9 protein-coding genes are annotated in these 13497 nt (G+C 65.9%); 7 read left to right on the forward strand and 2 right to left on the reverse strand.

What is annotated here, in order from left to right:
• Positions 1-2: 2 nt before the first annotated feature.
• The 3 genes from GGQ62_RS14890 to GGQ62_RS14900 all read left to right on the forward strand — a co-directional run bounded on the left by GGQ62_RS14890 (position 3) and on the right by GGQ62_RS14900 (position 4746).
• Complete coding sequence (locus GGQ62_RS14890; protein WP_152577960.1) at positions 3-830, forward strand: phosphogluconate dehydrogenase C-terminal domain-containing protein; 828 nt, start codon at positions 3-5, stop codon at positions 828-830.
• Between the two features lie 62 nt (positions 831-892).
• Positions 893-2494 carry an alpha-L-fucosidase gene (locus tag GGQ62_RS14895; RefSeq protein ID WP_207790507.1) on the forward strand — a complete coding sequence of 534 codons (1602 nt, stop codon included), beginning with the start codon at positions 893-895 and terminating at the stop codon, positions 2492-2494.
• A 26-nt stretch (positions 2495-2520) separates the two neighbouring features.
• Complete coding sequence (locus tag GGQ62_RS14900; RefSeq protein WP_152577959.1) at positions 2521-4746, forward strand: hypothetical protein; 2226 nt, start codon at positions 2521-2523, stop codon at positions 4744-4746.
• Between the two features lies 1 nt (position 4747).
• On the opposite strand, the gene GGQ62_RS14905 is transcribed toward GGQ62_RS14900, so the two are convergent.
• Together GGQ62_RS14905 and GGQ62_RS14910 are read right to left on the reverse strand one after the other, a co-directional pair.
• The gene (locus GGQ62_RS14905) at positions 4748-5944 is read right to left on the reverse strand and encodes an SGNH/GDSL hydrolase family protein (protein ID WP_243446657.1); all 1197 of its coding nucleotides are present in this window, start codon (positions 5942-5944) and stop codon (positions 4748-4750) included.
• Positions 5941-8019: a beta-galactosidase gene (locus tag GGQ62_RS14910; RefSeq protein WP_243446656.1), complete on the reverse strand. Its 2079-nt coding sequence runs from the start codon at positions 8017-8019 to the stop codon at positions 5941-5943. Before GGQ62_RS14910 ends, GGQ62_RS14905 begins: the two co-directional genes overlap by 4 nt.
• Before the next feature lie 265 nt (positions 8020-8284).
• Here GGQ62_RS14910 and GGQ62_RS14915 point away from each other — a divergent pair, with 265 nt between their 5' ends.
• The 4 genes from GGQ62_RS14915 to GGQ62_RS14930 all read left to right on the forward strand — a co-directional run bounded on the left by GGQ62_RS14915 (position 8285) and on the right by GGQ62_RS14930 (position 13476).
• Positions 8285-8989: a FadR/GntR family transcriptional regulator gene (locus GGQ62_RS14915; protein WP_243446155.1), complete on the forward strand. Its 705-nt coding sequence runs from the start codon at positions 8285-8287 to the stop codon at positions 8987-8989.
• Between the two features lie 130 nt (positions 8990-9119).
• The gene (locus GGQ62_RS14920; RefSeq protein ID WP_167649696.1) at positions 9120-10940 is read left to right on the forward strand and encodes a beta-L-arabinofuranosidase domain-containing protein; all 1821 of its coding nucleotides are present in this window, start codon (positions 9120-9122) and stop codon (positions 10938-10940) included.
• Positions 10940-12208, forward strand: a complete 1269-nt coding sequence (locus GGQ62_RS14925) for a ribulose-bisphosphate carboxylase large subunit family protein (RefSeq protein ID WP_152577956.1) — start codon at positions 10940-10942, stop codon at positions 12206-12208. Before GGQ62_RS14920 ends, GGQ62_RS14925 begins: the two co-directional genes overlap by 1 nt.
• A complete protein-coding gene (locus GGQ62_RS14930) occupies positions 12205-13476 on the forward strand; it encodes a four-carbon acid sugar kinase family protein (RefSeq protein WP_152577955.1) in 1272 nt (423 codons plus the stop codon). The genes GGQ62_RS14925 and GGQ62_RS14930 overlap by 4 nt, the downstream gene beginning before the upstream one ends.
• Positions 13477-13497: the final 21 nt, after the last annotated feature.

The following is a 13497-nucleotide window of genomic DNA, read 5'->3' on the forward strand; positions in this document are numbered from 1 at the left end:
GGATGGCAGCAATCGCGCTGTTCGGTGCAGGCGGCAAGATGGGTGTGCGACTGGCGCGCAATCTCGCTGCGGGTCACGACGATGTCCGCCATGTCGAAACCAGCGAAGCGGGCCGCGCCGGGCTGCGCGATGCGCTGGGGATCGAATGCGTGGAGATGGCGACAGCGCTCGATGGTGTCGAGGTTGTCATTCTCGCCGTGCCCGATACCCATGTCGGATCGGTCGCGCACAGGATCGCGCCGTTCCTCAAGCCAGCCACGATGATCATGGCGCTCGACGCCGCGGCGCCCTTTGCCGGCCATCTGCCGGTGCGGCCGGACCTGAGCTATTTCGTGACGCACCCCTGTCATCCGCCGATCTTCAACGACGAGACCGAGCCGGCCGCGCGCGACGATCGCTTCGGTGGCCTTCATGCCCGGCAAAGCATCGTCAACGCCTTGATGCAGGGTCCGGACGAACATTATGCGGTCGGCGAAGCGGTTGCCCGCACCATCTGGGCACCGATCCTGCGCTCGCACCGCGTGACAGTGGACCAGATGGCGCTGCTCGAGCCCGGCCTTTCGGAAACCGTGGTTGCCTCGCTGCTCGACACGATGCGCGAGGCAATGGACGAGGTGGTGGCGCGCGGCGTCCCGGCCGAAGCCGCGCGCGATTTCCTGCTCGGCCATATGAATGTCCTGGCGGCGGTGATCTTCAAGCATATTCCGGGGCAGTTTTCAGATGCCTGCAACAAGGCGATCACCTTCGGCAAGCCAACGATGCTGCGCGATGACTGGAAGCGGGTGTTCGACAAGGACGAGCTCGCCGCCAGCATCCGGCGCATAACCTGATTGCCCCCGGAACAACCCCGCGCGATCCCGTGTGCTGCCGCGCCGATTTCCTGGAGAGGTGGATGCCCGCCACGCCCCGTTTCAAACTGACGTCCGCCTGCATCGGAGTGGCCGCCTTGCTGGCTGCGATGCCGGCCGGCGCGACGGTTCCCGACTATCAGGCCAAGGTCGATGCCAAGCTGCGCGCGGTGCAGGCGGGCGTGGCGCAAGGGCCCTTCAAACCGGAATGGGACGCGCTGCGCCAGCGTTACCGCACGCCGGAATGGTTCCGCGACGCCAAGTTCGGCATCTTCATCCATTGGGGCCCCTATTCGGTGCCGGCGTTCGCCAATGAATGGTATTCGCGCAACATGTATGTGCCGGGCAACAAGGCCTATGAGCACCATTTGCAGACTTATGGCCCCCAGGCCAAGTTCGGCTACAAGGACTTCATTCCCCGGTTCAAGGCCGAACGGTTCGACCCCGACGCCTGGGTCAAGCTGTTCGCCGATGCCGGCGCGCGCTATGTCGTTCCCGTGGCCGAACATTGCGACGGTTTCGCCATGTACGATTCGGATTTTTCCGAATGGGATGCCTCGGAAATGGGCCCCAGGCGCGACACCACGGGGGAAATTGCCCGTGCCGCGCGCGCTGCCGGGATGCATTTCGGCCTGTCGTCGCACCGCGCCGAGCATTGGTGGTGGTATCACAAGGGCCGCAGCTTTCCGTCGGACGTCGGCAACCCCGAATTTGCCGGGCTCTACGGACCCGCGGCGCCCACAGGCCTGCCCTCGGATGATCCCGACAAATGGCCCGATGGCGGCCAGTTGCAGACCTGGATGCCGCCCGACAAGGCCTTCCTCGACGACTGGATGGTCCGCACGGCCGAATTGATCGACAAATATGATCCCGAGCTCATCTATTTCGACTGGTGGACCTCGGCGCCGAGCTTCGAACCGCTGATGCGCGACACCGCCGCTTATTATTACAACCGCACGGCCGCCAAGGGCAGACAAGGCATCATCGCCTACAAGGGGTCGCAGTTCGCCGAAGGCAGCGCGCTGTTCGACATGGAGCGCGGCAAGACCGACGCGCTCAAGCTGACGCCGTGGCAATCCGATACCTCGATCAGCGTCCACAGTTGGGGCTATGCCAAGGACGACAGCTATCGCACGGCGCCGTCGCTGATTGCCGACCTGATCGATATCGTCAGCAAGAACGGCAATCTGCTGCTCAATGTCGGCCCCAGGGCCGATGGCACCATGCCCCCGGAAATCGTCGAGGTGCTGCACGGCATGGGGGGCTGGCTGAAGATCAACGGCGAGGCGATCTATGAAACGCGGCCGTTCAAATTCTTCGGCGAAGGCACGACGCAATCGGGCCAGGTGCGCGTCGGCGGGCAGGTCGAGGAATCGGCGGTGAAGGGCTTCACCCCTGCCGACATCCGCTTCACCACCAGGGGCGACACCCTGTATGCGATGGGTCTGGCACGGCCGCTGGACGGCGCGGTGTTCATCAAGACGCTGTACGCCGGCAATCCCTATCTCGACGCGCCGATCAAGAGCATCGAACTGCTCGATGGCGGCAGGATCGACTGGGAACAGACACCCAGGGGTCTGTCGGTGAAGCTGCCGCCGGTCGGGGCAGGGGCCTATCCCTATGCGCTGAAAATCCGCGTCGGCTGAACGCTTGAATTGGGGGAAACGGTGTGATGCTTTGGCTCAGGAACCTGGGGCTGGGGAGCGTTCTGGCGGCAATCTCGGTCACGCCGGCGCTGGCGCAGGATATTGCCTTGCAGCCGTTCCCCGTGGATCACGCGGCGCGGGTCGATTCCGACGCCGATGCGCGCTTCCTGCTCGACGGCCCCGCCGGCAAATTTGGCTTCATCGAGGTGCGCGATGGCCATCTGTATCGGGGTGACGGCAAGCGCTTCCGCTGCTGGGGGGTCAATCTGACCGGCTGGACCATCGGCGGCGAGGAAATTCCGAATCACAAGGACGCCGAAGTCTATGCGGCGGCGCTGGCCCGGCTCGGGGTCAATTGCGTGCGGATGCACTTTCTCGACAAGCCCGATATCGCCCGCCCGCGGATGAACGAGGGCGCATCACGCGGCCCCAATGCCGGGCCGTTCACCCATACGCCGCGCGGATTGATCCGCCACGATGTCGACAATAGCCGGGAGTTCAATCCCGAACAGCTCGAACGGCTCGACTATTGGTTCAACGCGCTGAAGCAGCGCGGCATTTATGTGAATTTCAACCTCAATGTCGGCCGCGAGTTCAAGGCGGGTGACGGCGTGCCCGACGCCGACCTGCTCGCCCCGTTCAAGGCGTTCACCTATTTCGGCCCGGAACTGGTGGCGTTGCAGAAGGAATATGCCAAGCAGCTTCTGGGGCATCTGAACCCCTATACCAAGCTGCGCTACGCCGACGACCCGGCCGTCATGACCGTCGAAGTGGTGAACGAAAACTCGCTGCTCGAATTCTGGATGCGCAACTGGCTGCGCGGCGAGCGCGTGCCCGGGGGCAAGAACAGCCAGCTCGACATGACGCCGCATTATCAGGCGCTGTTGGTGAAACTGTACAACGACTGGCTGGGCCAGCACCGCAAGCCCGACGAGGTGGCGAGGCTGCGCCAGATGGCCGGGGTCGGCACCGGCCAGCCGGTACCGCTGATGCGGCGCGGTGACCACCCCGAGGCGCCGAAACTGCGCTTCGATGCGGAGCTGGAGTTCATCACCAGCGTCGAGATCGACTTTCACGCCGAGATGAAGCGGTTCCTGGAAGACGAGGTCGGCGTCAAGGCGCCGATCATGCCGCTGAACGATCACACCTATTTCGTTTCCAACCTGCCGCTGATGCGCACCGCGATGCAGGCCGATATGCTCGATGCGCATGTCTATTGGCAGCATCCCGCCATCTATGGCCGGCGCAACGAGCCGATGGTCAATTCCCCCGAACTGTCGATCATCCAGAAACTTGCGCGATCGGCGGCGGTGGGCAAGGCCTATACCGTCAGCGAGGTCAACCACCCCTATCCCAGCGATTATGGCTCGGAGATGATCCCGATCCTTGCGTCCTATGCGGCGCTGCAGGATTGGGATGCGATCTATTTCTACACGTTCGAAACCAAGATCAGCGGCGAAGTGAAACCGGCGATTGCCGACCATTTCGACATCACCCTCGATCCGGTGAAGATGGCGCAGATGCCGGCCGGCGCGATTATCTTCCTTCGCGGCGATGTGGCCGCTGCAAAAACGACGCTCACACGCTCCTATTCGACCGAGCAGATCAATGAATCGGCGCGCCTGCCGCGCGCCGACATGCCCTATTTCACGCCGGGCTTCGAGATGATGATCCCGCTGGTCCATGGCTCGCGCGTGGCATGCCTCGATTGCAAGTCCAGCCTGCCGGCCCCGTTGCCGGCGGCCAACCCTTTGGTGTCCGACACCGGCGAATTGCGCTGGCAGACCGACGCCGGCAAGGACGGGATCGTCAGTGTCGATACCCCGCGCAGCCAGGCGCTGGTCGGCTTCGTCAGCGCCAATCCGGGGGTCCAGACCCGCAACCTGGGCGCCGCCGATGTGCGCAACCGCTTTGCATCGATCACCCTGTCGTCGCTGGATGGCAAGCCGATGCATCTGTCGAACCGCATGCTGCTGACCACCACCGGCAAGGTGGAGAACAGCGGTACCAAATGGGACGAACGCCGCGCCATGCTGACCGACTGGGGCACGGCGCCGACGGTGATCGAGCCGATCACCGGCTGGATCCAGCTGAAGGACCTGGAGGGCGCGGTGGGGGTTTCGGCGCAGCCGCTCGATGGAGCAGGGCGGCCGATCGGCAAAGCGATCGGCGGCAAGATGATCGAGCCGGGCTGGGAGATCGCGGTCGGAACGCCGGCGACGACGAGCTATCTGGTGACGGTCGAGCGTTAGATTACCGGCAGCCCTGCGCGAGGATGACGGGCAGGGCGGCCTCGGCCATCGCCGTATAGCCGGCATCGTTGGGATGGAGATGGTCGCCGATCTGGCCGGACAGGCGCATGACGCCGGGCTGGCCGGGTTCGCCCATCGCCGTATCGAAATCGATCACGCCATCGAAGCGTTTGCGGTTGGCACGGATCCAGGCGTTGACCGCCTGCCGGCGCTGCTCGCCCGCCGCATCGGCATAGGCAGCGCCTTGATAGGGCAGCAGTGTGCCGAAAATAACGCGCAAGCCTCCCGCCCGTGCCCGCGCCAGCAACTGTTCATAGGCGGCGATCAGGGCGTCGGCGAGGGGCTGCCAATCAGCAGCGTCGCGGACCTTGCCGATGTCGTTGATGCCTTCGAGGATGACGACATGGGTGGCGCCGGGAACGGCCAGCACGTCGCGATCGAAGCGGGCAAGCGCACTGGGGCCGCGGCCGCTGTCGAGCAGGCGATTGCCGCTGATGCCCTGGTTGGCCACCGCCCAGCAGCGGCCGCCGGGGGCAGCGGCAAGCCTGCGGCCGAGCTGGTCGGGCCAGCTCATCGCCTTGCCGGGGGTCGCGCCGGCGCCCTCCGTGATCGAATCGCCGAACGTGACGAGGACGCGGGTCGCCGAGGCGCCGGTGACTTCGAGCGCGCTGGCGAGGCCCGAGGCGCGGGCGCGGCGCGGGGTGGGAAGCTCGCGCGCGGCGGTGGCATTGCCGGCGGCGATATCGACCATCTGGGCGTGGGCGGGCGGCGCCACGTCATCGGGGAACCACACCGAGATGGCCAGCCGCTCCCCGGCGCTGACAGGATAGTCGAACGGGTCCGACAACATGGGGGCGTGCGCCGGGATGCGTGCGGCGGTGTCACCGGCGAAGGTGAGGGGTCGAAGACTGTCGGGGACCGGCCCGCCGTCGGCATCGAGGCGCAGGATCGAAGCCGCGCCGATGCGCAGCGGTGTGTCCGCCAGTTCGTTGGTGAAGCGGACGCGCAGGCGCTTGCCGGTGACGGCCACGCGCAGATCCTGGCGCACGGTCTCGTCCTTGAAGGCCCGGCCAAGACCATCGCGTATCCCCGGTTCATAGCCGATCGGGGGGCCGGTCCAGGCGGGAATCCAGCGCTCGGCTGCGGTGGCCTGGGCGCTGCCGGACATCAGCAGCGCCAGGATGGGCAGGACCCTCACTTCGCTGCTTCCGGAAGCGTGAAAAGCGCGACGCCATGCGCCGGAACCTGGCCATCGTCCCAATCTCCGCCGGCGGCGCGCGCGCCCGCGGGCAGCCGCAGCGGATGGGCGCTTGTGCCGTGGTTGATGGCGATCAGCACGCGCTTGCCGGCGCCGCGCCGCTCGGCGATCTCGACATCGGGGTGCGTGTCGGCGACGATCGGGGCGACCTTTGCATCGGCGAGCAGACCGGTGGCGAGCGCCGCCATCGCCCCGGGTTCCAGCCAGGCACCGACATAGGTGATGCGGCCTTTCCCGACGTGGCGCGTGACGATTGCGGGCTTGTTGTCGAGCCAGCCGCCCTTGTCGTCGAAACGTGCCAGCACGCGCACATCGGGGGCAAGGGGCTCGAGTTCCTCGGCCCAGATCGAGACCTTGCCCGACACCGACCCGGTGATGCCGACCGGCGCGTCGAGCGCATAATATTGTGCCACCCGCGCACCGAGCAGGTCGGTCAGCGGCCCCGGCTGCGGCATCGGCCACAGTGCATTGGCGTCGTCGCGCATCCCTGAGCGCGGGCCGAGCACGACGTGGCCACCGCCGCGGACATAGGCTTCCAATGCGGTCGCCTCCGCCCGGGTCATGACCATCATGTTGGGTGCGACGACAAGGCGATAGGGCGTGAGGTCGGCCGACGATGAAACGATGCCGACCCCTTGCGACTGGACGCGCAGCGGGCGGTAGAAATCGGTGAAGGCCTTGATCGGATCGAAATCGCGGTGGTGGCGCTGCATGTCGATTGCCCAGCGGCTGTCGTAGGAAAATACCATCGCGACATCGGCGGTCGGTGCGGTATCGGCGAGCAGTGGCGCGGCCTTGACCAGTTCGGCCGAAACCTGCGCGATTTCCGGCTGGATCGGGTTGGGCTTGCCGTCCTGGCCGAGGACGGCGCCGTGATAGGTTTCCTGGCCATTGGCGGCCGGGCGCCACTGCCAGTAGAGCACGGCATCGGCGCCGTGGCCGACGGCCTGCCACGCCATCTCGCGGACCTGGCCGGGATCGAGGGCGCGATTGACCGGGGCCCAGTCCACCCGCCCGGGCTGGGTTTCCATCAACCAGAAATTGCGCTGCTTGTAGCCGCGCACCAGGTCGTGATTGGCGCCATTGGCCACCCAGTCCGGCCGGCCACCCTGGATGTAATTGTCCCAGGACGCGATATCGAGGTCCCGGTGCATGGCGAAATGATCGAAGCCGGCGTTCCAGTACATGGTGTTGGTGGTGACGAAGGCGCGGGCGTCGATGAGCGGCCGGATGGCGCGGGCCTGGCTCTGGACATAATCGACCCAGGTCGCGGTGGTGAAATGCCGGAAATCGAGCAGCAGGCCGGGATTGTGCTGGCCGGTGGCGCGCAGCGGCACCTGGGCGAAATCATTGTAGGACTGGCTCCAATATTGCGTGGTCCAGCGGCGGTTGAGTTCTTCGACGGTGCCGTATCGGGCCTTGAGAAAGGCGTGCCAGGCCGTGATGGATTGAGGGTCCCACGATGGCGGGCCGACTTCGTTGTCGATCTGCCAGCCGACAACCGACGTGTCATGGCCATAGCGCCGGGCCATTTCGGTGGCGACGCGCCGGGCGAAAGCGCGGTAGCGGGGGCTGGCAAAGGAGAAGTGCCGGCGGCCGCCATGACCGGCGCGGGTGCCGTTTTCATCGACGCGCAGCGTGTCCGGGTATTTCTGCGTCATCCACGCGGGCGGGGCCGCCGTCGGGGTGCCGATCACGACCATCAGGCCGTGGCGGCGGGCAGCGGCGATGGCGCGGTCCATCCAGCCGAAATCGAACTCGCCTTCGCGTGGCTCCATCCGGCTCCAAGCGAATTCGCCGATGCGCACGGTGTTGAAGCCGGTGTCGCGCATCATCTTCAGGTCGGTATCCCACCGCGTTTCGGGCCATTGTTCGGGATACCAGGCGACGCCGACGGCGATGGCGGGGCGATCGGCAAAGGCCGTGGCGCGGCTCGGGAACGGGGATTGGGCAGTGGCCGGCGCGGCCACGAGCGCGGCAGCCGTCAACGCCATCGCGGCCCAAATTCTGTTCACCACCCCCCCTTTCGCCGTTTCGCGTTTCCGCCATTTCTGCGCCCGGCGCCGCGCCCTGCCAAGCAAAAAACATAATTTAATATGACATTTCCCCGTCGCCCGGACGAGGCCGGCAGGGAGCGGCGTTGCGTATCCGACTGGTTGCTTGCTTATCCTTAAACGAAGCGCTTATTACTTTTTCGAGCTAGCCGGTCGGGCCTCGCGACTGGCGGAACAGGAACCAATGCTGGCGCGTGCCAATTTCAGTCGATTTGCCGGCGGGACCATGTCGAGCCACGACCAGGTCGCAAGCGCGCTTGGCGGTGAAATCCTGGCAGGCGTGTATCAACCGGGCCAGAAGCTGCCGACCGAAGCCGAGATGCTCGACCGGTTCGGCGTGTCGCGCACGGTGCTGCGTGAAGCCTTCAAGACGCTGACCGCCAAGGGCCTGATCGTGTCGCGGACGCGGGTGGGGACGACCGTGCTGGAAAGCGCGCACTGGAACTTCTTCGACGCCGATATTCTTGCCTGGAAGGTCGCCAAGGGTTTCGACATCGCTTTCGTTCGCGATCTTGCCGCCATTCGCGTGGCGATCGAACCCGCGGCCGCGGCCGCCGCCGCCGAAAAGGCGACGGCGGACGATATCGCGGCGATGCGGGCATGGGTGGCCCAGATGGCCACGGCGACCAGCAGCGCCAGCGATTTTGCCGAAGCTGATTTGGGATTTCATCGTGCCGTCGGCCAGGCCTCGGGCAATGTCCTGATGCGATCGCTGTCGGCAGTCATCGAAACCGCGCTGCTCGCGTCGTTCCGGATGAGCTCGCCGGTCCGCGAAACCGAGGCGCACGACGCCAGCGTGCGCGGCCACCAGCGCATCGTCGATGCAATCGAGGCGCGCGACGGCGAGGCGGCCGCGGCGGCAATGCGCTACATCATCGGTCATGGCGTCAGCCGCATCGAGCGCACCGGGCCGCCCTCTGCCGGGCGGTGATCGCGGCCCGGCGATGCCCCAGCTGTTATGATGACATGCTGTGTCTTGCGCGGTCGAATAGTCATACTATAAGCTGATTGCAATGGACGTGCCGCCCGGGAGAGGCGCGCGCCGACGGGAGAGAAATTTCATGATCGCCTTGGACAGCGCCGATATTTCGCGCCGCGAGTTGATGCACTGCGCGGCCTGCGCCACCGCGGTGACGTCGCTGTCGGCAGGGTCTGCGGCATTTGCCGCGACCGGCACGGCGCCGGCCGGCAAGGAAGCCGTCCGCGAATTTCCCTATGGCGCCGTCAAGCTGACCGGTGGACCCATCAAGGCCCAATATGATCACGTCCATGCGCATTATCTGGCGCTCGACAATGATCGCGTTCTGAAGGTCTTTCGCGAAAACGCCGGGCTGCCGGCCCCGGGACCGAACATGGGCGGCTGGTACGATCAGGACGGCTTTGTTCCCGGCCTGACGCTTGGGCAATATATCTCGGGGCTGGCGCGGATCGGGGCAGCGACCGGCGACAAGCAGTGCCATGACAAGGTGGCAGCACTCGTCGATGGCTTTGGCAAGGCGTTCGTCAAGGCGAGCAACCCCTACGCCGGGCCGCGCGCGCAGGCGCAATGGGCCGCCTATGTGATGGACAAATATGTCGTCGGAATGATCGACGCCTATCGGTTGAGCGGAGTCGAGCAGGCGAAGACGCTGCTGCCGATCATCATCGAAAAATGCCGGCCCTATATCTCCCCGGTATCGGTCGACCGCATCGGCAAGGTCGACCCGCCTTATGATGAAACCTACATCATGTCGGAGAACCTGTTCCACGTCGCCGACATCACCGGCGACGACAAGTATCGCCAGATGGCGGTCCATTACATGCTCGACAAGGAATGGTTCGATCCGCTGGCGGCCGGGCAGGATGTGCTGCCCGAAAAACACGCTTATAGCCACACCATCGCGCTGAGCTCGGGGGCACAGGCCTATCTTCACCTGGGGGACGAGAAATATCGCAAGGCGCTGGTCAATGCCTGGAAATACATGGAGCCGCAGCGCTTCGCGTCCGGCGGCTGGGGTCCCGAGGAGCAATTCGTCAAGCTGCACGAAGGCAAGCTGGCGGCGAGCCTGAAGAGCAGCAAGGCGCATTTCGAAACGCCGTGCGGCGCCTTCGCCGATCTCAAGCTGGCGCGCTACCTGGTACGCTTCACCGGCGAGCCGCAATATGGCGATGGGCTGGAGCGGACGCTCTACAATACCATGCTGGCGGCGCGGTTGCCGGACAGCGACGGCGGCTATCCCTATTATTCGGATTATGGCGCCGCCGGCGAGAAGCGTTACTATCATCAGAAGTGGCCGTGTTGTTCGGGGACGTTGGTGCAGGGCGTCGCCGACTATGTGCTCAACGCCTATTTCCATGATGATGCGAACTTGCTCGTCAGCCTCTACACCCCTTCGGAAGTCACCTGGGATCGCCCCGGCGGCGCTGTGGAAGTGGTCCAGGAAACCGACTATCCAGCCACCGACACCGTGCGGCTGACGGTGCGCAAGCCCGGCGACGGCAAGTTCGGCATGAAGCTGCGCATTCCGGCATGGACGAAGAATGCGACGCTGAAGGTCAACGGCACGCCGCAGGCGGTGACACCCGGCACGCTGGCGACGGTCAGCCGCAACTGGAAGGCCGGCGACACCATCGAACTGACCATTCCGCAGCCGCTCCGCACGCTGCCGATCGATGATCGCAACCCCGATCTGGCAGCGGTGATGCGCGGCGCGGTGATGTACGTCGGCATCAATCCCTGGCAGGGGATCGACGCCCAGACGATCGCCCTTCCAGGTGCGCTCGAACCGATGCCGGGCAGCGATGTCGCCTATCGCGCCAAGGTCGGGACACGCAATCTGGTGTTCATCCCCTATCATCAGGTCGATACCGAGCGTTCGACGACCTATTTCAAGACCGCCTGATGTCCGACGCGCGCATCTACGCCACCTACTGGATCGAAACCGCCTTTCCGCTCGAACAGGCGGCGGCGACGATGGCGGGGGAACAATCGACCGGCACATTCGTGCGGGTGCCGGGGGAAACCGACGAACTTCGCGCGGCGCATGCGGCGCGGGTGGAGGAAATTACCGAACTTGGCGAGGTGGCGCTGCCGTCGCTGCCGGGTTCGGGGCTGCCCAAGACGGGCGATGCAACCCGCCGCGCCGCGCGGGTGGTCGTGTCATGGCCGATCTCGAACATGGGGCTGTCGCTGCCCAACCTGCTGGCGACGATCAACGGCAATTTGTCCGAGCTCAAGGCATTTTCCGGTCTGCGGCTTCTCGATGTGAAACTGCCCGCCGAATTCCTGACCCGCTATCAGGGGCCGCAGTTCGGCGTTGCGGGCACGCGCACGCTGGCCGGCGTCCACGACCGGCCGATCATCGGGACGATCATCAAGCCCAGCGTCGGGCTGTCACCCGAAGCCACCGCGGACCAGGTGCGGGTGTTGGTGGAAGCCGGCGTCGATTTCATCAAGGACGACGAACTGCAGGCCGATGGCCCGCATTGCCCGTTCGAACAAAGGACCTCGGCGGTGATGCGTGTCATCAACGCCCATGCCGATCGCACCGGCAAGAAGGTGATGTACGCTGCCAATCTGACCGGCGAAATCGACGAGATGCTGGCGCGGCATGACCATGTGCTTGCGCAAGGCGGCACGTGCATCATGGCGAGCATGAACTCGATCGGTCTGCCGGCGATGAAGATGCTGCGTGCCCATAGCCAGTTGCCGATCCACGGCCATCGCAACGGCTGGGGAATGCTCGGCCGCTCCCCCGCCATCGGGATGAGCTATATCGCCTTCCAGAAGCTGTGGCGGCTGGCGGGGATCGACCACACCCATGTCAACGGCATCGCCAACAAGTTCTGCGAGTCCGATGACAGTGTGATCGCGTCGGCGCGCGAATGCCTGACGCCGATGTTCGACGCGCCGCATCCCGGCTGCGAGATCATGCCGGTCTTTTCCTCGGGCCAGTCGGCGCGACAGGCGGCGCCGACCTTTGCGGCGCTGGGTTCCGTCGATTGCATGTTTGCGGCGGGTGGCGGCATCATGGCGCATCCGGCCGGCCCCGCCGCCGGGGTGCGGGCGCTGCTGCAGGCCTGGGAGGCAGCGGTTGCCGGGGTGCCCGTGGCCGAGGCGGCCCGGCAGTCGCCCGAACTGGAGGCGGCGCTGGCGGCCTTCGGCGGGTGAGCCTGCTCTACGCATTCTACGGCGACGATTTCACCGGATCGACCGACGTTCTCGAACAGCTTGCCGAAGGCGGTGTGCCGGCGGTGCTGTTCCTGCGCGTGCCCGACGCGGCGTTGCGGGCGCGCTTTGCCGATGCGCGTGCCATCGGGATTGCCGGGGACAGTCGCAGCCGCTCGCCCGAATGGATGGATACGCATTTGCCGCCGGTCTATGCCGCGCTGGGGCAGTCGCCGATCGTTCACTACAAGACCTGCTCGACCTTCGACAGCGCGCCCCGGGTGGGATCGATCGGGCGTGCGCTCGATATCGGGCTGCGCAGCTTTGCCGGCCGTGCCGCGATCATCGTCGGGGCGCCGCATCTTCGCCGCTATGTGGCGTTCGGCACCCTGTTCGCCGCCGCGGGCGCCGACGTGTATCGCATCGACCGGCATCCGACGATGGCGCGCCATCCGGTGACACCGATGCATGAGGCCGATCTGGTGCGGCATCTGGCGGCGCAGACCGGCGCGCGTATCGGCATGGTGTCGCTCGAGGATTTGCACGGCGACCAGGCTCTGGCGGCCTTCGCGCGCGGCGATGCGGCGGCGATGCTGTTCGACGGCGTGACGATGGCCGATCTGACGAAAACAGGCGGGGTCTTGCGCCAGGCCGGGGTGCGCCTTGCCGTCGGCAGTTCGGGGGTCACGCGGGCGCTGGTGCTGGCGTGGCAGGCCGAAGGCGTGGTTGGTGCGCCTGTGGCCATCGCCGCAGCGGGGCCTGTCGATCGCCTGCTGGTGGTAAGCGGGAGCTGTTCCCCGGCCACCGCGCGCCAGATCGCGCGGGCGCCGCAGGATGGCTTTGCCACCGTCGCCACCGATGTGCCGGCGTTGCTTGCGGGATCGTCGACCGAGGAGACCCGGCTTGCCGATGCGGCGCTTGCGGCCCTGGCCGAGGGCAGCGGCGCGGTGATCCATTCCGCCGAAGGCCCGCTCGAAAATGCGATACAGGCGGCCGGAGAACGGCTCGGCGAAGCGCTCGGCCGGATTGCCGGGGACGTCGTTCGCCGCGCCGGGCTGAAGCGGCTGGTCTTTGCCGGCGGCGACACGTCGAGTCATGGCGTGGCGCAACTCGGCATCGATGCGCTGACCTGGGCGGCGCCGATCGAGCGCGGGGCGCCGCTGGTGCGGGCGCATGCCGCCGACGCGGCGATCGATGGGCTCGATCTGGTGTTGAAGGGTGGCCAGATGGGCGGCGACGACTTTTTCGCAGTGGTGCGGCGCGGGGGGTGAATTATTCCCCTTCTCCCGCAG

The sequence above is a fragment of the Polymorphobacter fuscus genome, assembly GCF_011927825.1.
Lineage (GTDB): Bacteria > Pseudomonadota > Alphaproteobacteria > Sphingomonadales > Sphingomonadaceae > Sandarakinorhabdus > Sandarakinorhabdus fusca.